The organism is Streptomyces sp. NPDC005722 (assembly GCF_040630935.1).
Lineage (GTDB): Bacteria > Actinomycetota > Actinomycetes > Streptomycetales > Streptomycetaceae > Actinacidiphila.
The window spans coordinates 154,462-175,062 of sequence record NZ_JBEXYN010000014.1; the positions used below are offsets into that span (position 1 = coordinate 154,462).

General features: G+C 75.0%; 14 protein-coding genes. 3 read left to right on the plus strand and 11 right to left on the minus strand.

The features are described from left to right. On the minus strand, positions 1–936 hold the full coding sequence (locus ABZ479_RS18725) for a Ppx/GppA phosphatase family protein (protein WP_500462598.1): 936 nt from the start codon (positions 934–936) through the stop codon (positions 1–3). A 188-nt stretch (positions 937–1,124) separates the two neighbouring features. Then, positions 1,125–2,459, minus strand: a complete 1,335-nt coding sequence (locus tag ABZ479_RS18730; RefSeq protein ID WP_500462622.1) for an amidohydrolase — start codon at positions 2,457–2,459, stop codon at positions 1,125–1,127. Between the two features lie 316 nt (positions 2,460–2,775). Here ABZ479_RS18730 and ABZ479_RS18735 point away from each other — a divergent pair, with 316 nt between their 5' ends. Then, positions 2,776–2,949 carry a thiazolylpeptide-type bacteriocin gene (locus tag ABZ479_RS18735; RefSeq protein WP_089228050.1) on the plus strand — a complete coding sequence of 58 codons (174 nt, stop codon included), beginning with the start codon at positions 2,776–2,778 and terminating at the stop codon, positions 2,947–2,949. Between the two features lie 109 nt (positions 2,950–3,058). Here ABZ479_RS18735 and ABZ479_RS18740 read toward each other — a convergent pair whose 3' ends face one another. The 9 genes from ABZ479_RS18740 to ABZ479_RS18780 form a co-directional block, all read right to left on the minus strand. Further along, a complete protein-coding gene (locus tag ABZ479_RS18740) occupies positions 3,059–4,987 on the minus strand; it encodes a TOMM precursor leader peptide-binding protein (protein WP_500462599.1) in 1,929 nt (642 codons plus the stop codon). Continuing rightward, the gene (locus tag ABZ479_RS18745) at positions 4,984–5,745 is read right to left on the minus strand and encodes an ABC transporter permease (RefSeq protein ID WP_499608493.1); all 762 of its coding nucleotides are present in this window, start codon (positions 5,743–5,745) and stop codon (positions 4,984–4,986) included. Before ABZ479_RS18745 ends, ABZ479_RS18740 begins: the two co-directional genes overlap by 4 nt. A gap of 2 nt (positions 5,746–5,747) precedes the next feature. Beyond that, positions 5,748–6,662: an ABC transporter ATP-binding protein gene (locus tag ABZ479_RS18750; protein ID WP_500462623.1), complete on the minus strand. Its 915-nt coding sequence runs from the start codon at positions 6,660–6,662 to the stop codon at positions 5,748–5,750. Between the two features lie 1,370 nt (positions 6,663–8,032). Further along, positions 8,033–9,124: a lantibiotic dehydratase C-terminal domain-containing protein gene (locus ABZ479_RS18755; RefSeq protein ID WP_500462600.1), complete on the minus strand. Its 1,092-nt coding sequence runs from the start codon at positions 9,122–9,124 to the stop codon at positions 8,033–8,035. Continuing rightward, complete coding sequence (locus ABZ479_RS18760) at positions 9,121–11,841, minus strand: lantibiotic dehydratase (RefSeq protein ID WP_500462624.1); 2,721 nt, start codon at positions 11,839–11,841, stop codon at positions 9,121–9,123. Before ABZ479_RS18760 ends, ABZ479_RS18755 begins: the two co-directional genes overlap by 4 nt. 56 nt (positions 11,842–11,897) lie before the next feature. Further along, positions 11,898–13,550: a SagB family peptide dehydrogenase gene (locus ABZ479_RS18765; protein ID WP_500462601.1), complete on the minus strand. Its 1,653-nt coding sequence runs from the start codon at positions 13,548–13,550 to the stop codon at positions 11,898–11,900. Between the two features lie 51 nt (positions 13,551–13,601). Next, positions 13,602–15,524 (minus strand): TOMM precursor leader peptide-binding protein, encoded by a 1,923-nt coding sequence (locus tag ABZ479_RS18770; RefSeq protein ID WP_500462602.1) that lies wholly within the window; start codon positions 15,522–15,524, stop codon positions 13,602–13,604. After that, the gene (locus ABZ479_RS18775) at positions 15,514–17,637 is read right to left on the minus strand and encodes a TOMM precursor leader peptide-binding protein (protein ID WP_500462603.1); all 2,124 of its coding nucleotides are present in this window, start codon (positions 17,635–17,637) and stop codon (positions 15,514–15,516) included. Before ABZ479_RS18775 ends, ABZ479_RS18770 begins: the two co-directional genes overlap by 11 nt. Positions 17,638–17,896: 259 nt before the next feature. Next, on the minus strand, positions 17,897–18,889 hold the full coding sequence (locus ABZ479_RS18780) for an AfsR/SARP family transcriptional regulator (protein WP_500462604.1): 993 nt from the start codon (positions 18,887–18,889) through the stop codon (positions 17,897–17,899). Between the two features lie 590 nt (positions 18,890–19,479). On the opposite strand from ABZ479_RS18780, the gene ABZ479_RS18785 reads away from it, so the two are divergent. Together ABZ479_RS18785 and ABZ479_RS18790 are read left to right on the plus strand one after the other, a co-directional pair. Then, on the plus strand, positions 19,480–19,683 hold the full coding sequence (locus ABZ479_RS18785) for a cold-shock protein (protein ID WP_018557881.1): 204 nt from the start codon (positions 19,480–19,482) through the stop codon (positions 19,681–19,683). Between the two features lie 154 nt (positions 19,684–19,837). Beyond that, positions 19,838–20,599 (plus strand): MBL fold metallo-hydrolase, encoded by a 762-nt coding sequence (locus tag ABZ479_RS18790; protein ID WP_500462605.1) that lies wholly within the window; start codon positions 19,838–19,840, stop codon positions 20,597–20,599. Positions 20,600–20,601: the final 2 nt, after the last annotated feature.

The window sequence follows — 20,601 nt, forward strand, 5'->3', positions numbered from 1 at the left end:
TCAGACGGCGCGGCGGCTGCCGGCCGGGGCCGGCGACTCCAGGCGCTCCAGGAGCAGCCCCTCGCGGGTGGACCACGGGCAGATCTCCACGCTGTCCACCCCGCACATCTCCATCAGCGTCTCGGCCACCAGCGCCCCCGCCAGCGACTGACCGGCGCGGTGCCGTGAGATGCCCGGGAGCTTGGCGCGCCCGGCCGGGCCCATGGCCGCGAGCACCGGCACGATCTCCCGGACCTGCCGCAGCGACAGGCGGTCCGGTCCTTCGTCCGACACGCCGCGGGCGGCCGCGAGCCGCGCCAGCTGGGTGAACGTCTTGGAGGAGGCCAGCACCCGGCCGTCCCGCGGTGCCCGCGGCAGGGTGTCGCCCAGCTCGCCGACCGACGCGCGTAGACGGTCCCGGACCTCGTGCAGCCGCCGCTTCGAGCTGACGGCCTCCACCAGGTCCCACCGCCGGTTGACGGCGCGGGCCCCGAGGGGGAAGGAGTGGACCGCGCGCGGCTGCTGCCCGGTGCCGTCCGCGATCTCCACCGTGCCGCCGCCGATGTCCAGCACCAGCAACGGCAGTCCGTCCTCCCCGGCCCAGCGGCGGGCGGCCACGTAGGCGAGCCGGGCCTCCTCCTCGCCCGAGAGCACCCGCAGCCGTGTGCCGGTGGTCCGGGCGACCTGGGCGATGACCTCGTCACGGTTCGGCGCGTCCCGGATGACGGAGGTGGCGAACGCGTACACCGAGGGCAGCGAACGCCCACCGTCCGCCGCCAGGGTCCGGGCCACCGCGTGCTGGACGCTGCGCACCCCCGACCGGTCGAGCCGCCCCGCCGCGTCGAGCGTCTCGTGCAGCCGCAGCCGCACCTTGCGCGCCAGCACCGGCTCCAGCGGCGAGTCCTCCCGCCGTTCCACGATCGTCAGCAGGGCGCTGTGGCACCCGACGTCGAGCACTCCAGTTCTGCGTACCTTCCGTTGTGTCTTCAATCCGTACCTCCACCCCGTTGTGGCATCGCACCTTCCTCATTCCCCGGAGACGGCTGTTCCTCCCGGGGACGGGCAGCGCGCCGTCCTATTCACGGCCCGGCGCGCCGCCAAGTCAAGATCTTTTGACGAGATCGTTGCGCAGAGCACACAGCCGCTCACGGCGCCTGACGTGACGCCGGAGCGGGTGGAGCGGCCAATTCCGCCCCGGTGGGGGGCCCTTGGTCCGTCACCTGGGCCGTCCCCGCCAGCTGGGCCAGGGCGGCCGCCGTCAGCGCGGTGACGCCCGCCGGGACGGCGAGCCGGGGGTCGGGACGGAACGCGGGGGAGTGGTTCGGCGGCAGGGCGGCCATCTTGGCCGCGGCGCCCGCACCCGGGGTCCGCGCCCACTGCTCCGGGCCGACGCACCCCAGCATCCAGTAGGCGGTGCGTACGTCGCCCACGCCGTGCAGCGCCGCCCCCGCCGGGCCGTACAGCGGGAAGTCCTCGGTGGCCGTGGACGCGGGCCAGACCGCCACCCGCCCCGCGCCGAGGGCCCGCTCGTGCGCCCGCCGCACGGTGGCGGCCGTACCGGGGTCCGCGAGCGTCGGATGCGACCGCGCGAGGACCCGGACGGAGGGTTCGCGCGGGCAGCCGGAGGCGGCGCACTCGGCGGTCACGATGCGGTGCACGGCCGCGGTCACCCGTTCCAGCGCCTCCTCGCCGAACGCGCGCACCGAGACCTCCAGCGTCGCCGTCGCGGGCACGACGTTGCCCCGCGTGCCGGCGTGCAGCGAACCGACCGTCAGCACCACCTGCTCGGCCGGGCTCGTCTCCCGCGACACCACGGTCTGCAGCCGCAGCACGATCGCGGCCGCGGCCACCACGGGGTCCACCGCCAGGTGGGGGCTTGCCGCGTGACCGCCCGAGCCGTGCACGACGACCTCCAGCAGCCGGCTGCCCGCCAGCACCGGACCGTGCGCGTGGGCGACCATCCCGGCCGGCAGCGGGGCGGTGTGCTGGGCCAGGACGACGCCGGGGGCCGGGAAGCGTTCGTAGAGGCCGTCCTCCAGCATGGCGCGGGCCCCGCCGAGGGTCTCCTCGGCCGGCTGGCCGACCGTCACCAGGGTGCCCGACCAGTGGCCGGTGGCGGCCGCCAGCAGCGCCGCCGTGCCGCCGAGGCACGCCAGGTGCAGATCGTGCCCGCACGCGTGCATGACGGGTACCGGGCGGCCCTCGGCGTCGAGGGCGACGGCCTCGCTGGCGTAGGGCAGGCCGGTGGCCTCCCGTACCGGCAGCGCGTCGAGTTCGGCACGCAGCATCACCACCGGGCCGGGGCCGTTGCGGAGTACGCCGACCACGCCGTGGCCGCCGACGCCGGTGGTGACGTCGAGCCCCGCGCCCCGCAGGCGTTCGGCGTGCCGCGCGGCGGTGCGCTCCTCGGCGCCGGAGAGCTCGGGATGCCGGTGCAGGTCGAGGTAGTCGGCGACGGTGGGCCGCAGCACGGCCCGCAGCCCGTCGAGGACCGGGCCGTACGCGCCGTCCTCCGGGCCGTTCTCCGGGCCGTTCTCCGGGCCGTTCTCCGCGCCGTTCGCGGAAGGGCTCACAACTGCCTCCTGTCGATGGGGTGCCGGGGCCGGCGGCGGCTCGCCGGGGGCTGACAGCGGGGTGACAGCGGGACGCGTACGGATCTGCCAGCGGCACCCCTTAGAAAGGAACCCGGGTACGGCGCACGGGTGTGCGGTTGTCCGCAACCGGCGCCCGGAGCCGCGCCCTTGTCGTCGCGTTCGCCCATGGGCCGACCGGCCCGTTCCCTCAGGAGGAGACACGATGCCGCAGAACTCGCTGGAGTCGCTCGCCCAGGAGATCCTCGAGCTGGAGTCCGAGACCTTCGAGATCACCGACTACTCGGACGCGAGCGAGGTCATGCTGGGCTCGTCCACCAGCTGCTCGAGCACCAGCACCTGCTCCAGCACCACCAGCACCACCAGCTGCACCGCCTGATCCTCCGGATCCGGGTCGCCGCCCCCCGCGCCGCGGCTCGCGCCGCCGCGCGGGGGGCTTCGCCGTGTCCCGCCCCGGCCGGGACGGGACACGGCGAGCGGCCCGCGGCTCAGGGGAACGGGTGCGGCACGCGCCGCAGTTCGTCCTCCCCGAGATCCGTGCTCCGCAGCCCGGCCCGCCGGAACGCCGTGCGCAGCCGGGGCATGTGCAGGGCGCGCTGCCGCGTCCAGCCGAAGTCGATCGGCAGCAGCCCGGGCACCAGGGTGGCCACGGTCCGCAGACCCAGGCGCTCCTGCTCCGGTGTCGTCTGGTCGACGGCGATCACGTCGAAGCCGGCCCCGGTCAGGACGTCCCGGCACAGCCGGACGTCGTCGAGGAGGTCCCCGGTGCGCGGCAACCGCCGCTCCCAGTCCGCGTACAGCTCGCCCAGCGGGCGTACGGCGGCCGGCCGCAGGTAGGAGGCGGCGTGCTCGGCCATCTCGGGCAGCCCGAAGAGCGCGGCGTGGTCGGGCAACCGCCGCACGAGCCCGAAGTCCCTTGCCATGGCGGCCAGTTCCTCCGGACGCTCGCCGACCTGGCCCGGCAGGTGGGGGATGTAGGTGAGGATCTCGGACACCGCCGACTCCACGGCGGTCTCCGGGTCGAAGGCCGCGCCCGCGGCGAAGGCCAGGGTGCCCGGGCCGCCGTCGCGGCGCACCGCGAGCCCGGTTGCGACCGGCACCGGCAGGTCCACCCGGTTGTCGAAGACGTGCACGTCGTAGCCCTGCAGGGCGGCCCGGTCGACCATGGCCCGGGTGGCCCCGCGGGTGCAGGAGGCCAGGTCGATCTCCGTGAGCGTCGCGTTGCCGTACCAGCCGAGCAGGAAGGAGTCCCGCTCGATCAGCTCCAGCAGGCCGAACAGCACCGCCTCCGCCCAGCAGCTGCCGATGGCGCAGCCGTTGGAGCACTCGAAGACGAAGTTGTCCGCCGCCACGCCCGCGCTGTAGTGGACGAGCCGGGCCGGGACGAGGACCGGCCGTTCGTCGCGCAGCGACCAGCCCCGCACCCACGGGATGGGGCGGTCCGGCGCGAACGGGCTCAGCATCGGGTCGTCGCGGTACGTCTGCGGCGCGTACAGCCCGCACTCGCGCGGGTCGAGCGCCCGGTCGCCGAGCACGTCGTACGCCTCCGTCAGCAGCGGCCCGAGGCGCCGCCGGTGGGTGCCCGCGTACCGCTCCAGGCCCTCCAGGAAGGCCAGGTCACGGCTGGCCCGGAAGGAGTTGGCCTGGCCGCTCCACGTGACGTCGGTCAGGCCCGCGTAGCCGCGCATGAAGACGCTCCCGGCGACCGGGGCGGTGGTGGGCGACTTGACGTCCGTCCAGGTGGTGGCGCCGAGGACCCCGCACACCGGGTTGGCCAGCGCGTCGGCGGGCAGCCCGTACGAGCGCGGGGAGCGCAGCCGGTAGGCCTCCGGGGACGGTTTGGGCCGGGGCGGCGGCGCCGTCACCGCCTCCGCGGCCTCCCCGCCGTCCCGGCCCTCCGGGGCGCAGTGCGGGCACAGGGGCTCGCCCAGCAGGGGCACCGAGCTGACCTGGAGGGTCGCCAGGTCCAGCCGGGTGACGCGGGGCAGCGGCCCGGACGGGCCCGCGGCCAGGGCGCGTTCGTAGAGGGAGGAGACGGCGTCGACGACGTAGCCGGGCAGGGCGGGCCACTCGCCCGCCGCCAGCGTCCGCGTGCCGGTCTCCCAGGCCTCGCGCTCCGAACGGGTGCGCAGCCGCTGCCAGCGCATGGCCAGGCACTGGCCGCACGCCCGCTCGGCGGGGTCGGTGCCGGCCCAGGGGCCGACGAGCACCGCGTCCCAGGTGAGGTGGATCCTGGCGGCCGGGCGCCCGGCGCGGTGGGGGTCGCGTCCGGGGGCGAGGGTGTCGGCGGTGCCGAGTGGCACCACCGTTGGCGGTGCCGCGGGATGCCGTTCGGCCAGGGCCTCGCGCAGCGCGCGGGCCGCGGTGTCCATCAGCGCCGCGGGGGGCGCCGTCGTGGGGGCGAGGTCGGTGGTCATCCGCGGTTGCTCCAGCGGAAGGTCTTCGCGGCGAGCAGCGCGAACAGCACCGCGAAGCCGACGAGTCCGGCGCAGGAGAGCGCGTAGTCGGCCGCGCTCCCGTGGTGGGTCTCGGACAGCACGCCGAGGACGCCGTCGTTGAAGTAGCGCAGCGGCAGCGCCAGGGACAGGTCGCGCACCCAGGGCGGCATCAGGTCGGCCGGGAAGAACGACCCGGACAGGAACGCCATCGGCACCATGATGCAGTTGGCGATCGCCGCGACCGCCTCCGGCGTGTCGGCGAGGCTGCCCACGACCAGGCCCAGCGCCATGAACGTGGTGATGCCGAGCACCAGCACGGGGATCACCAGCGGCCACCCGGACGCGAGCCGCAGCCCGAAGCCCGGCAGCAGGGCCACGCCGATGAACAGCGCGGCCTGCACCAGCCCCACCGCGACGGCTATGGCGTAGCGGGAGGCGAGCACGGACGTCAGCGAGGCGGGCGTGCGCCAGATGAGCCGCAGGATGTCGTCACGGCGCCAGTGCATCAGGGTGAAGGCCACCCCGAACATGGCGGCGTTGCCGACGCCCCAGGACAGCACGCCGGGGGCGATGTAGTTGATGTACGGGGGGCCGTCGTCCTTGACGGTCTGCCCCTGGAAGATCAGGCCGAAGACGATCAGGAAGAGCAGCGGGAAGGCGAAGGTGAAGAAGACGGTCGTCTTGTCCCTGACCGCGGCACGGTAGTTGGCCCGGGTCAGTGCGGTGTACGCGCTCACGGTCAGTGCTCCGATCCGGTCAGGGCGAGGTAGGCGTCCTCCAGGGTGGCGGTGCGGGTCTGCACCGCGTCGGCCCCCGCGATCTCGTTGACGGCGACGATCACCTGGCCGGCGACACGGGTCTCCATGACGACCTCGCCGTTGTCCACCTCCGCGTGGTCCACGCCGTCGATGGCCAGGGCGCGTTCGACGGTGATGCGGTCGGCGGGCACCAGCACACGGGTCGGCGCCTTGAGGGAACGCACCAGGTTGGCGGGCGTGTCCAGGGCGATGACCCGGCCGTGCGCCATGATCGCCACCCGGTCGCAGAGGGCCTCGGCCTCGTCCAGGTGGTGCGTGGTGTGCACGATGGTGCGTCCCTGGCCCTTCAGGCCGCGCAGCAGGCTCCACAGCGACCGCCGGGCCTCCGGGTCGAGGGCGGCCGTGGGCTCGTCGAGCATGATCAGCTCGGGCTCGTGGACCAGCGCGGTGGCGATCGCCAGGCGCTGGCGCTGACCGCCCGACAGGTCGTCGACGCGTGTGCCGCCCTGCTCGCCCAGTCCCACCTCCGAAAGCGCGCGGTCGGCGGCCTCGGGGCCGAGGCCGTAGAGGGTGGCGACGGTCCGCAGGTGCTCCAGCGCGGAGAGCCGGGTGAAGAACGCGGAGGCCTGGGTCTGGACGCCGAGCCGCCGCAGCAGGTCGGTGTTGCGCGGCCACGGGGACGAACCGAGCACCGACACGCTGCCGCCGTCGGCGCGCCGCAGTCCCTCGACCATCTCGATGAGCGTGGTCTTCCCGGCGCCGTTCGGCCCGAGGATGCCGAAGAACTCCCCGCGGCGCACGGTGAGCGACACCCCGTCCACGGCCTTCAGGTCGCCGTAGCTCTTGCGCACGTCGTCGATCACCACGGCCTCGGCGGCCGGTTCCACTGGCGTCATCACTTGTTCCCTTGGTTCCCTTGCTGGGTGATGGTCGTCGCCGGCCGTCTCCCGCGGCAGGTGCGCGGTGACGGCGGGCGCGGTACCGGGTGGCCGCGCGGACTCCCGCGCGACCTCGTCCCCGTCCGGCGGTGGGTGCTGGAGGCGCCTGGCGCGCGCGGCCAGGCCCAGCCGCCACAGCACGACGGCGGCCAGGAGGAGCAGCGCCGGGGCCCAGCCGCCCACGGCGCCGTAGCGGTCGGCCAGCGCCCGTCCGGCCAGGAGCAGGAGCAGCGCGGCGGCCCCCGTGGTCAGGGCACCGGCCAGCAGCCCGTACGCGGTGTAGACGGCACGCGCCCGCGGCGGGTAGCCGGCGGTGCCGGGGCCGCGGCCCCACCGGCCCGCGACGGCGGCGCGCAGGTAGTCGCGGCTGCCCGCGGCGAGCCGCTCCACGCCCAGGCCGTACCCGAGCAGCTTGTAGCCGTCCAGCGGGGGCAGCGGAAGGAGGTTGGCCAGCGCGAAGACCATTCCCGTCAGCAGTGCGCCGCCGAGGGCCGAGTGCGGTGCCCCGGGCGGCGCCCACACCCACAGCGGCCACAGCGGCAGGAGGAGGGCGAGGTTCATGGCCGGGCCGGCGACCGCCGTCGCCATCTGGTGGCGGCGCCGCGCGAAGAACGGGACGTCCTGCACCAGGCAGTACATGTAGGTCACCGGCAGCCGCCAGCGCAGCCCGATCTCCGTGACGGTGCCGCCGAAGGCGCGGCCCACCAGGCCGTGGGCCAGCTCGTGGAGGGCCATGCTGACCCAGAGCCCGACGCCCACGGCCATCAACAGCGCAGGGGTGCGGGCCAGTTGGTTCATGTCGTGGACCAGTGTGCCGAACTCCGCGGCCAGATGGATCATCATCGCGCACACCAGCAGAACCACCGTGCCCAGGAAGAACGGTGTCCGGGCGAAGGCGGTGCGCCGGTGCAGGCGCTCGATCAGCGCAGCGGCGTCGGCGACCATGCGGACGTGCCCGCTCAGCACCGTGGACCGGCCGGCCAGGGCGCCCCCGGGTTCCGGCCCGGCCGCCCCCGGCGGCCCCACCGGGGCGGGGGTCTCCGCGCCGGCCAGCAGACCGCGTCCGTACAGCAGGCCGAGCAACTGCCGCCACTGGGACTCGCCGAGACGCGCGCCGAAGCGCCGGGCGTACGCGTCGCCGACCTCGGCGAGCGTCCGTTCCCCGTCCAGGTGGTCCAGGACGAAGAACTCCTTGGCCCGCAGCTCGTAACGGCGGCCGCCGGCCGGCTCCCTGACCGGGCGCAGTTCCGCGGCCCCGCGCAGCACCGCGGGGCCGACGAGCAGGTCGGGGCGCCGGCGCGGCCGCGCCTCCAGCATGCCGGGGGTTCTCATCCGGTCCCTCCCGGTGCCCCGGCGGGGTCCCCGCCCTCGCGCAGGGTGCGGGCGAGCACGTAGGCGAGGAACGCCTCGTCCCGGATGGTCACCGAGAGCCGGTTGTTGGTCATGTGCATGTACGGCGACATCAGCATCGCCAGCGCGTGTCGCTCGTCGGCGACGCCGAACTCCTCGCTCCCGCTCCAGCGCCGGAACACCAGCCGCCCGTCGGCCGCCAGCCCGCGCACCCGCCCCGCCAGCTCGCGGCAGTGCACCGCCCAGCCCCGCAGGAACGCCGGCAGTTCCTCCTCGGCGCCGCGCGCGATCGCGGCCCTGACCGACGCGAAGCGACGCCCGAGCTCCGCGCCCATCTCCGCGTAGGCCCGGTCGTAGCCCTTGCGGGCGGTGAACTCGGTCTCGGAGAAGGCACCGTCCCAGAAGGCGTGGTAACGCTCCAGGAAGTGCGCCAGTTCCTCGTCGTCGTCCAGGAAGGACGCGGACATCACCATCATCAGCTGTGCCGCCGTCCCCAGGAGCACCGTGCGGACGTGCAGGTTCATCGTGCGCAGCGCCTCGATCACCAGGTCGCTGGAGCGCTGGAAGTGCCACTCCGCGAGCGCGACGCCGGCCGGGCCGCCGTACTTGCCGTACTCCGGCTCGTACGGTTCGAGGCTGACCGAGTTGTTGTCCCGCAGCAGCATCCGGCCGTCCGGGCCGAGCAGCTTCCCACGCTGCTCCTGCGGGTACTCCAGCTCGAACAGGGTGTTGTACAGGTCGGCCAGGAAACCGGCCTTGACCTCGTACAGCGCCGGGCGCGTGGTGAGGAAGCGCTGCACCGCGGTCAGCGCGCGGTCCCGGACCTCCGCCTCGGCGGCGGCGGAGGAGGCCCTCAGGCGCAGCCGGACGTGCGGGCCCTGCAGCCAGTAGTTGATGAAGAACCAGCCGGAGAGCAGCCCGTCGCCGGTCAGTTCGTCGACCAGCGGCCTGACGCAGTCCAGGAGCAGCGGCCGCGGGCTCGCCGCGTAGAAGACGTGCAGGGCCTGCCAGTCACCGGGCGCGCCGGCGCCCCCGGGACCGCCGGTGCCGGTCAGGGCGGGTGAGGTCATTCCCGCTCACCATGTCCTTCCTCGTCGGGTACGGGATCTGCCGGGCCGGTGGGGAACAGCTCCACGGCGAGCTCCGCGACGTGCCGCCCGCGGCCGGAGGTGACGTGCAGGTCGTCCTCGGCCGGCAGCATCTCCTCCAGGACGACACGCCCCGCCGGGTCCTTCACCAGGCCCTCCAGGGCCAGCAGGGACAACGGGGCGTCGAAGTCGACGTAGTGCGGCTTGGAACCGCCCGCCCAGCCCGCCGGCGCCCCGGCACCCGGCAGCACCGTCGCGAAGGCCCGGGCGGGCACGCCGTGCCGGCGCCGCCAGCGCCGCCAGCGCAGGAACCAGTCGGCGTCGTCCTCCCCGGCAGCACGCCGCGGCAGCGCCGTCGCGTCGGCCGTCCAGCGGCGGCGGCCGAGCACCACGGAGCCGTGCCGGACCCTCGGCCGGGTCGTCACCCCGTCGACGGCGGGCGCCTCGGGGACGCCGGTCCACACGTCGAGCGCCGTCTTGGAGGTCGGGGAGAGCAGCAGCAAGGTGCGCGGGATCTCGGGGAGCACCATCGGCACCAGGTAGCCCAGGTAGAGCGGGATCACCTCCTTGCCGAGCCTTCGCGAGCGCACGACCAGCCGGTCCTCGCCCGTGTCGTGCTCGACGAAGAGGTCGTCGAGGTGGATGCGGGCCTCCGGCGGCGCCGACCCGGTCTCCCCGGGGCAGAGGATCTGGTAGTCCGTCAGCCGGCCGTGCAGGTTGAGGTTGGTGGTCGCCGAGCCCGCGGTGATCTCGGCGAAGACCGCGCCCCGCGGCTGGGCGGCGCGCAGGGTGGCGAGCAGGCGCTCCGACAGACCGGGGGAGTCCGCGGCGGTGTCGAAGCAGTGGGTGAAGCGCGTGAAGGGGAAGCACAGGCCGCCGTAGGAGCCGTTGAGGACGACCAGGGGGTCCTCCGCCCGGTCGGCGAGCTGCAGGAAGTGGCTCTGCGGGGCGAAACCGGCTGGGATCGGGGCGAGTTCGGAGGCGACCGCGTCGACGAGGCCGTCGCCGACGTGCAGTTCGGCGGCGCCCGGGGCCGTGTCCGGGTTCGCGCCGAGGTCCCGCCACGCCTCCCGCATCCCCGCCACGAAGGCGGCCCGGGCCCGGTCCAGCGCGGTGATCTGGGGCAGGCCCAGCCAGTTCTCCTCCGGCTGGTGGCCCTCCCGGCCGTCGTGCGGAGGGCGCTGGGACGTGAAGAGCAGGTACTGCTCGAACAGGTCCTCGTGGAAGTCGTGGACGAGCCTCAGCAGGTCGTCGCAGCGCCCGCCCCGGCCGTACCGGGCCAGGAAGAAGCCCTTGAAGGTCAGCCGCTGCGCCAGGGAGACGTCGAAGGCCGGCAGCACACGGGCCAGCGAGCGGAGCGGCCCCTCGGCCAGCTCCGTCCACCGGCGCAGGTCGGCGGTGACCGGACCGTCCGCGGCGCGCGCGTCCTCGTACAGCAGGGTCTGCGGCAGCGTCGTCCCCGAGGCGCCCAGCGACTCCACGACGGCGGGCAGTTCCCGCCGCAGCCCACCGAGCAGCTCGCGCCGCCGGCCGAGCGGCGCGGCCGGGTAGGCGGCGACACCGGCGGCCGTCCCCTCCAGCCGCGCGGCGAGCGCCGCGGCCCACGGCCGGCCGACCTCGCGCAGCGCCGCCTGGAAGTCCCGCAGCGGGTCGGGGCTGTGGACGTCCGGGTGCAGGGAGTTGAGCTGCACCATGCCGAGCTGCAGCAGCGCCGACAGATAGCGTCCGGCCTCCTCCGTGGTGGCGCCGCGTTCCCGGCACAGCCAGGCCACCAGGTCCCGGTGGCGCAGCCGCGGCCGCTCGCGCAGCAGGGCGAGCAGCCCCTCCAGGGCGCCGCTGCGGCGCAGGAAGAACAGCCGGTCGCGGGCCGCGTCGAAGCTGACGGCGGCGGAGTCGTCGCCCGCGGTCACCGAGCGCCGCACGAAACGCACCCGCTCGTCGTCCAGTTCCCAGCCCGACGCCAGGGAGACCAGCAGGTCGCCGCGGCGCTCGGGGTCGGCGGCGATCGCGTCGGCGAGCCGCCGCAGCACCACCACGTTCAGCCGGGCGTGCCCGCTCCAGCGTTCGGCGACGTGGAGGCCCCCGTCGGGTGCGCCGTCCGCGCGGAACTCGCCGACGGCGACGCCCGTGAAGGTGCTGAACGGGCTGGTCTTGCAGGCGGTGCGGTACAGGTACGCCAGCAGCGACCGCTCGATCTTCCGGCCCCGCTTGCCGGCCGCCGCCGCGTCGCCCCGGATGTAGGCGTCGAGCTGACCGTCCAGGGTGGGCGAGGCCAGCAGCAGGCCCGTCCGCAGCTGCTCCCCGGCGGCGAGTTCGCGCAGCGCCGCGCGTCCCTCGCCCAACGCGGCCTCCAGCACCGCCCGGCCGCGGGCGCGCCGCTCCTCCCACGCCTGCCGGTCGCGCAGCCAGGACAGCAACTCCGCGCCGGTCGCTCCGTCCAGCCGGGCGGCGAGCGCGAGGGCGCCCGGCACGTCCTGCGGCAGGCGGTTGTTGAAGACGGCGCGGCGCAGCCGCAGCACCTCGCGGCGCATCGCGTCGTCGGCGTTGTCCGCCACCAGCGCGGCCAGCGGGTCGCTCAGCCGGGCGCCGGCCTGGGCGAGCCGGCCCTCCTCGTCCAGGACGTCGTCCGCCCACCGGCGGGCGTCCGCGCTGCGCAGCCGCTGCGCGGCCTCGACGGGCAGTCCGGCCAGCCTCAGCATGAAGCGCGGGGACAGCGCGGTCGCCCGACCGGTGACGGGCCGTTCGAGTGAGGTGCTCACCGGGCCTCGCCCTCCCGCACGTCCCGGTCCGCCCCGCCGCCGCCCGTGCCGCCGTCCTCCGGGGACGGCACGAGCTCGTAGCGGAAGTCGGCGGGGCGCGGCCGCTCGTGCCCGACGAGCATCAGCAGCAGCGGGAGTTCCCCGGTGCCGGCGAGCCCGAGTTCCTCGGCGAAGGCGACGCTGTCGAAGCCCAGCGCCACGCCGCACGCGGTCCCTGCGGCCGCGGCCGCGGTGTAGACGGCCTGCGCGGCGGCGCCGACCGCCGCGCTGACGAGCCGGTAGCCCCGGTCCCCGGCGGCGTCGAGGACGGCGTGGGTGCGGACGGCCGGCACGATCACGGCGGCGGCCTGCTCCAGGTTGTAGTTGTTGAGGAAGTAGTGGGCCTGCAGGAAGGCGCCCGGCGAGCCCTTCTTCAGCAGCCGCAGTTCGCCCGCCCCGCTGTCGTAGGCGTACACGCCCTGCGCGACGCCCTCGACGTGGTTGACGAAGACGTACAGCGACGCCAGCCGCGGGCTGCCTGCCGGGGTGACGTCGGTGGCCAGCGCCGCGCCCGCCTCCGCCGCCCCCAGCGCGGCGGCCAGGTGCTCGGCCGACAGCGGCCGGATGCCGGTGAACCGGCCGAAGCTGCTGCGCCGTTCCCGCAGCGCGCGCCGCACGCTCAGCTCCAGGGGCGCGGCGGGCGGCAGCGGCTGCCGCGGTCCGCCGGGCGGCACGGCGGGGGCCGCCGCGTCCTCCAGCGCGTCCGGCGCAGGACGGGCCGACGCGCCGTCGAGCGTGGCGCTGTGCACCTGCCGCACGGTCTCGAAGGCCAGCACGCGGCGCGACCGCTCCTGCTCGGTACGCCGGACCCCCGAGGTGGCCGCCCCGCCCGACGCGGAGCGGACGGTCCCGGCCCAGCGCAGCGGCACGACCGCGAACACGCCCTCCTCGTCCGCCTCCGCCCCCAGCAGGCGGCCCAGGCGCGGTTCGTCGAACCACAGCACCGGGTCGATCCGCAGCCCGCGGGCCTGCGCCCACGTCCGCCAGGTCTGCAGCAGCGCCCCGGTGTCCATGGTCACCACGTGGTAGCTGAAGCTGTTGTACTTGAAGGAGTTCTGCCAGAACTTCACGCCGAGGACGAGGAACTGGTCGGTGTCCCGGTGCAGCCGGGCGTCCCCGACCGCGGCTCGGACCTCCGCCGACACGTCGCCCGTCAGCAGCCGCTGCACGGCGTGGTGCGAGGGCGCGTAGTGGTACACACCGGGGGTCATCGGGCCGGAGGCGCCGCTGACCCAGTGCACGCCCACCGGGTACAGGCCGCCGCCGGAGGCCGTGCCGCGCGACCAGTTGGCCTGCGTGTACATCGGCAGCGTGCCCAGGTCGGTGTTGGCCTGGACGGCCAGGCGGCGGCCGACCAGCCCGTACGAGTCGCGCAACATGCCGCCCAGCAGCGGAAGCGTGAACGGCGCGTCGCCGTGCGGCCCGGCGAGCCCCCGGCCGACGCCCGCGTCGTCGGGGAAGTCCCCGTCGGGCAGCGGGAAGCGCTCGGCGCCCGGGTAGTACTTCTCCTTCCTGGGCCGGTCCACCCAGTCGGGTACGAAGTCGGCGGGCTCCATCGCGACCCTGCCGCGCCGCATCACCGCGGTCGCGTACTCATGGGTGTGCCCCATGTCCGGTCCTCTCTGTCTGCGGCCGTCGTGCCGCTGTGCACGGGCGGCGGTTCAGGGGAAGGGGTGCGGGGCGAGGTTCAGCTCCTCGGTCCGCAGGTCGTGGCCGGTGAACCCGGCCTCGCGCGGGGCCGTGCGCAACCGGGGCATGTGCAGGGCGCGCTGGCGGTACCAGCCGAAGTCGATGGGGACCAGCCCGGGTACGAGGACGGATGCCGTGTGCAGGCCGGCGTCGCGCTGCTCGGGCATCGTCTGGTCCACCACGACGACGTCGAACCCGCGGGCGGTGACGGCGGAGACGGCCGCCTCCAGGTCCTCGCGCAGATCCGCGGCGGGCGGGCGGCCGGTCCGCAGGCCGGCCACGGCGAGTGGCGGCGTCGAGGCCCGCTCCTCCCGGTCCAGCAGGAAGGCGGCGTGCCGGGCCATCTCGGGCAGCCCGTACAGCAGCGGATGGTCGTGGAGCACCCGGACCGCGCCGAAGTCCGCCGCCATCGCCGCCAGCCGGTCGTGGTCCCGCTCGGTGCGGCGGCGCAGCTTGACGGCGTCGGTGGCGATCTCCGACAGGCCCGCGGCGAGGGCCGCCTCGGGGTCCCACGCGGCCCCGGCGCCGAAGCAGAGCGCACCGGTGCCCCCGTCGACGCGCTGCGCGACGGCGGTGACGACGGGGACGGGGAAGGTGATCCGCGTGTCGAAGAACCGGGCGCGGTAGCCGTACATCGCCAGCCGTTCGACCATGTGCCGGGTCGCGGCGCGTCCGCTGGTCGCCGGGTCGATCTCCCGCAGCGGCAGCCCGGCGTACCAGGCGATCAGGAACGCGTCCCGCTCGACGGCCTCCATCAGCCCGAAGAGCACGGCCTCCTCCAGACTGCCGCCGGAGGCACAGCCGTTGGAGCTCTCCTGCACGAAGCGGTTCTCCAGGCCGCCGGGCGCGTGGTAGTACGCCAGCACCTCGGGGACCAGCAGCGGGCGCCGGTCGCGCAGCGAGTAGCCCCACACCCACGGGAGGGGCCGGTCGGGGGCGAACGGCCGCACCACGTCCTGGGCCCGGTAGAAGGCGTCCGAGTAGACCCCGCAGGTGCGCGGATCGAGCGCGTCGTCGCCGAGCGCGGTCAGCGGGGCCACGACGGTGGTCCGCTTGCCGCGGGCCCGCATCCCGGCCAGCCGCTCCATGCCCTCCAGCACCCCGACCCGCACGCTGCGGGCGTAACTGCCGGTGTGGCCGCCCCAGTAGGACTCCCGCAGGTACGCACCCGAGCGCAGGGTGAAGGCGCCGACGGTGGAGGCGGTCGACGCCGACGTCAGGTCCGGGGCCACCGACGGCCCCAGCATCCCCGTCACCGGGTTGACGAAGGCCTCCAGCGGCAGGTCGTACTCCTCGATCGGCCGGCCGCGGAAGCCCGCGGGATCCGCCTTGGGCACGCTGCGGGGCGTGATGGTGGCGCCCTCGGCGGAGTCGGGGACGCGGCGGTCGCAGTCCGGGCACTCGGCGTCGGGGACGACCACGGCCCGGTTCACCTCCAGGCTCTCCAGGTCCAGGAGGTGGACGACGGGATGGCGGCCCGCCGCGCCCGCTCCCCGGGCGGCCTCCGCGGCGGCGAGGAGCGCGGCGACGGCGTCCATGGCGAACGCGGTGGTGAACGGCCAGCTCCCCGCTGGCCGGGTGGCGGAGCCGAGTTCGAGGGCGTCACGGAGGATGCCGGGCCGTACGGCCTGCCACCGCCGGGCCAGGCAGCGGGTGCACGCCGGCTCCGCGTCCGCGCCGGACACCGGCCCCACCAGGGCGTGGTGACCGTACAGGTGCACGGGCGCGGGGGAGCGGGGCGTGCCGCCCGCGGGGACCCGCTGCTCGTCCCGGAAGCCGAGCAGCGTGACCCGCGGCGGCGCGCCGGCGCGCGGGTGCCGGCGCAGGCCGTCGGCGAGCAGCCCCGCCACGACGACGTCGGCGGCGGGCGTCCGCACGCTCACGTCAGAGGGCATCCACGGCCCCGTGCGTGAGCAGGACCCGGGCGACGTGGACGCCGGCCGAGCGCAGGTCGGCGGAACCGGTGGCCACGACGAGGGCGTCGAGGCCGCGTTGCCGCGCCCGGCGCAGCACTTCGGCGCCGTCGGCGGCCGGGGTCGCGTCCTCGGCCTCCCCCGCCTCCCCCGCCTCCCCGGTGACGGCGACGGTCATGGGGTCGAGGTCGCCCAGGAAGGGGTCGCCGGTGTCGAGGGGCGCGGTGAGCGCGTCGTCCCGGCCGAGCTGCACCTGGCCCAGGAGGTCGCGCAGCGCGCCGACCGCGGCCTCCCGGCGGGTCGGGGCCGCCTCGGCGGCCCACACGGCGCGCCCGGTGCGCGGGTTCCGGGCGCGGGCGAACATCACCGGGGCGAGCCCGTCGGGGCCGCCCAGCTCCAGCAGTTCGGCCTCCAGCCCGAGGTTCACCGCCGAGCGCCGCAGGAAGACCACCTCCGGGTCGCCGGCGGCCCACCGCGCGGGCGCCGGCGTCACGGGGCAGGCGGAGCGCAGCGCCGCGGTCAGCGTGTGGAAGGCGGCCGCGGAGTACAGGGCGCGCACGGCCGCCCGCGACGGCGAGGGTCCCGCGGCCGACCCGGCGGAGGTCGCCACGAAGAGGCGGTCGTGGTTGTGGTTGCCGAAGGTCCGCACGGCCGCCGCCGGCACCAGGGCGGTACGGGCCTCGCCGAGCGACGTCGCGGGGACCCAGGCGTGCACCGAGTCGGCGGTCGCGCCGGTGCCCGAGGCGATGTCCAGGGCGGCCGGGACAAGCAGCGGCCACTTCTCGCGGGCTGCCTCCAGCGCTGCCCCCGCCACGACCTCCCGCTGCGGGACGACATGCTCGGCGTACACCTCCGCGGCCCGGTACAGCGCCCGCAGCCGCGCGCCCGCCACGTGGTGGACGTCGAACGCCGTGATCTCCCGGGGGCCGTCGTGCCCCACGGCCAGCCGGACGGTCCCGGCCTTGAGCGGGGTCTGCTCCCACGCGTCGTCACCGAACGCGGCGAACACCCCGGTCCGCGCGTGCGTCAGCACCGCGCGGGCGTCGAGCGCGGCGAGGGCCTCGTCCGCGTCGGCCTCGGGGGCCACCTCCCGGGGCCCCGCCTCGGCCAGGTGCCGGCCGTCCTGCGCCTCCTGGCCGTCCTTGCTGTCCTGCGCCTCCTGGCCGTCCGTCAGGTCGGCGGCGGTGAGGGCGGCCCCGGCGGCGGGCTCCTCGTCCTCCCGGCAGAAGGGGCAGCGCGGGTGCGGCAGCAGCGGTTCGGTGACCACGTCGAGGGAGTCGAGGTCCTGCAGCACCAGGCGGCCCTCGGTCTCCGGGGTGAGCACACCGGTGACCAGCCGGAACACCTCGTACGCCAGCAGGTTGCCGAGCATGGCCGCCGGCGGTCCCGAGACCCGGCCCTGCCCGGCCTGCCCGGGGTCGTCCAGCCGCACCGCGCTCCACAGGTCCGCGGCCGCGCCGGGCGCGCCGTTGGAGCCCAGGCGCAGCGCGGCGCAGGACCAGCAGCCGGAGGTCCCGGCCGTCATCACCGGGCCGACCACCGCCTGGTCGCCGAAGGTCCAGGCGGGCAGCAGCCGTACGTCCTCGGGGATCCCGGCCTCGAGCAGCCGCAGGGCGGCGCCCGGGGCCCCGGTGGTCAGGACCACGTCGTAGCCGGCGAGGTCGTCCCAGCCGTCGTCGCCGGTCACGTCCCGGCGGACGACCTCGACGGGACAGCCGTCGCCCTCCAGTCCCGCCACCTCGCGCAGCGCCTCCGCGAAGGGGTCGGCACCGGGACCGCCGGCGGCCGGGAGCGCGAGCGCCGCGCAGCCGTTGCGGACCAGGCTCAGCGCGCACCACCGTGCCACCGGGTCGTCGCCCAGCACCGCCACACGGGTGTCGCGGAAGCGCCGGAAGCGGCTCCCGGCCTCACCCACGTAGTGGTCGATGTAGTCGACCTGCGCCGCGAAGCGCTCCGCCACCTCGGGGGCCAGCTCGTCGAGTCCGTCGCTGCCGGGGACGACGTCGCGGGCGAAGCCCCTGCCGTACAGGGCGCCCACCAGTTCGCCGACCATGGCCCGCTGCTGCTCGCCCAGGCCCGCGCAGATCTGCTCCACCCGGTTCGTCCCGTTCAGGTGGGGAACGACCAGCGTCGCGAACCGGTAGGCCGATCTGCCCCGCAGATTGAATCCGCCGTGAGCATTATGGAATACGACACCGTCCGGAGTCCCGGTGAAAAGGACGTCACGGCGGATACGGGGATACGAATGCGCGACTTCCTCGTACGCAGCGGTCATGCCGTCATTACTCCCATTCGGGCGCGGTCAGCGGACAACGGATACCGGCGGTAACATCCCGGCCGCCGGGGAACGGCGTTCAGGGGGTGGCGGGCATATCGGGACCGGACGCCTCCGTCCGTAATTCCATCGCCCCGCGGGCGAGAATCCGGAGCGAGTCGTGCATTCGGTAGTGGCCGTCCGGGCCCTCCTCCAGGAGGCCGGCCCCGAGGAGTGTTTCGAGCACCTGCGCGGCGCCTCGGGACAGCAAAGGCTTTCCGGCCAGGTGCGCCGCCCGTGCGATATCCGAACGGCCTCCGGAATGGTCTCGACCATTGGCGCCGGAATGCGGGCGGTGACGTCCGGGAGGTCCGGCCGACAGGTCGTCGCCGCGCAGCACCGCCAGCTCCAGGCGCTGCAGGGCCGGCCCCGGGTCGACGCCGAGCTCGCTGCGCAGGTACTCCTTCACCACCCGGTACTCGCACAGCGCCTCGGCGCGCCGCCCGGTGCGGTGCAGCGCCTCGACGAGCTGCGCCCAGAAGGGCTCGTGCGCCGGGTGGGAGCGGGCCACCGGCCACAGCTCGGACAGCACCTGGCGGCAGCGCCCCAGTGCGAGTTCCAGGTCGAAGACCCGCTCCATGGCGCGCAGCCGCTCCTCGGTCAGCCGGGGCACGACCTCGCGCTGCAGGGTGTCGGAGTGGATGTTGGCCAGCAGGGGGCCCTGCCACAGGGCCAGCGCGGTCCGCAGGACGCGCAGCTCGCGCTCCGGGTCGGACGTGCCGTCGGCGGCGCGCAGCAGGTCGCGGAAGGCGATGAGGTCGAGCGAGCCGGCGTCGGCGCCGATCCGGTAGCCCCCGGGGACCGCCTCGATGAGGGTCCCGGCGATGCCGTACTTGGCGAACAGCTGCCGCAGCCGCTGCACGCAGGTGTGCAGTGCCGACCTCGCGCTGACGGGGCGCTCCTCGCCCCAGACGACCCGCTGCAGGAATTCCGCGGACACCGTGGAATTGGGGTGCAAAAGAAGTGCCGCGAGGAGATTGGCGGGCTTGGACGGCTGGAGCGCTATGACGTTGCCGTCGTCCGCTATCCTCACCGGTCCGAGCATGAGGAACTTCGGACTGAATTCGTCCGAATCTAATAACGTGTTCGGTCCGAGATCACCGGACGCTTCTTGGACACGGTCGACAGATTGCCTTTTATGCATTTCCGCCCACACTCCCCGCTGACGCCGGGAACGTATCACGCACACGAACTCGTCACAAGGGGTCCGCAAGGCTTTCCCGAGGGATTGCCGCGGCAGCGTATGCACCATTTAACCTAAAACATCTACGCGTGTCGACCCTTAGTCGCGAAAAAGTCCGGCGGGCTCCTCCGGCCGACTTCGGGCATTGCTCCACGAATGTGCGGAAGTCGGTGCGGAGCGGCGCCGGAGAGCGCCGCGCATTCGTGTCGCCGCTCCGTCGCCGTCCGTCCGCGGCCCCTCCGGCCGGCGGCGCCCCGGGGAGCCGGCCGGGAGCCCGCCGCGAGGCGGTCCGTTGCGGCAGGGGACGTACAGATGCGAGGACCCGGCGTAAAAACGCCCTGCATCGGGTAAAGAGGGCTCCGTGGCCGTCTCCGTCAGGAGGCGACCGCGGGTCACGCAGTCGGCGTGGCTCTTCAGCTGGCACGTGAAGGATGGACGCGGTGGCGACAGGCGTCGTGAAGTGGTTCAACTCGGAAAAGGGCTTCGGCTTCATCGCACAGGACGGAGGTGGCCCCGATGTGTTCGCGCACTACTCGAACATCGCCGGCAACGGCTACCGCGAACTGGTCGAGGGTGAGGCCGTGACGTTCGACGTCACCCAGGGGCAGAAGGGCCCGCAGGCGGAGAACATCATCCGCAACTGACGGTCCGCGACCGGGGTGGCCGGGTCGTCGCCGGCAGCGCTCTCACCGCTGCCGGGGAGGCCCGGCCACCCCGTCTCCGGGTCCGGCCCCCGCCCTTCCCCGTCCCGCCCCCTTCCTGCGGGGCCCGGGCCAGGGGCGAGGACACTGGGCCGGTATGACGCACTGGTACGAGCAACGCGACGTCGAGGACGGCCTCGTCCGGATCGGCGAGCCCCACGTCCACCAGATCGTGAAGGCCAACGTGTGGTGGCTGCGCGGCTCCGAGCGTGACCTCGTCGTCGACGCCGGGCTCGGGGTGGTGCCGCTGCGCCGGGAGATCCCGGACGTCCTCGCGCGCGACCCGCTGCTGCTCCTCACCCACGCGCACCTCGACCACGTCGGCGGGGCCCACGAGTTCACCGACCGTGCCGCCCACACCGCGGACGCCGCGGCCCTGGCGCGCGGGGTGCCGGCCAGCCTGTACGGGCCCGAACTCGCCGAGCGGCTGGGCGCCGAGGAGGTGGGCGACTCCTTCCCGGACCTACTCCTGGACGCCCTGCCCGACCCCGGGTACGACCCCGGCGGCTACGGAATCGGCCCGGTGACCCTCACCCGCACCGTGAGCGGGGACGACCGGATCGACCTCGGCGACCGCGTCCTCACCGTCGTCCACCTGCCCGGCCACACGCCCGGCTCCGTCGGCCTGCTGGAGGAGCGCACCGGGGTGCTGTACTCCGGCGACGCCGTCTACGACGGCCATCTCATCGACGACCTGCCCGAGTCCGACGTGCCGTCCTACCGGCGCACCGCGGCGTTCCTCGCCGGGCTGGACGTCTCGGTCGTCCACCCCGGCCACGGGCGCAGCTTCGGCCGTGACCGGCTGCGCGAGGTGGCGGAACGCTACCTGCGCCGCAGCGCGCCCGCGGACCACTCCTGAGG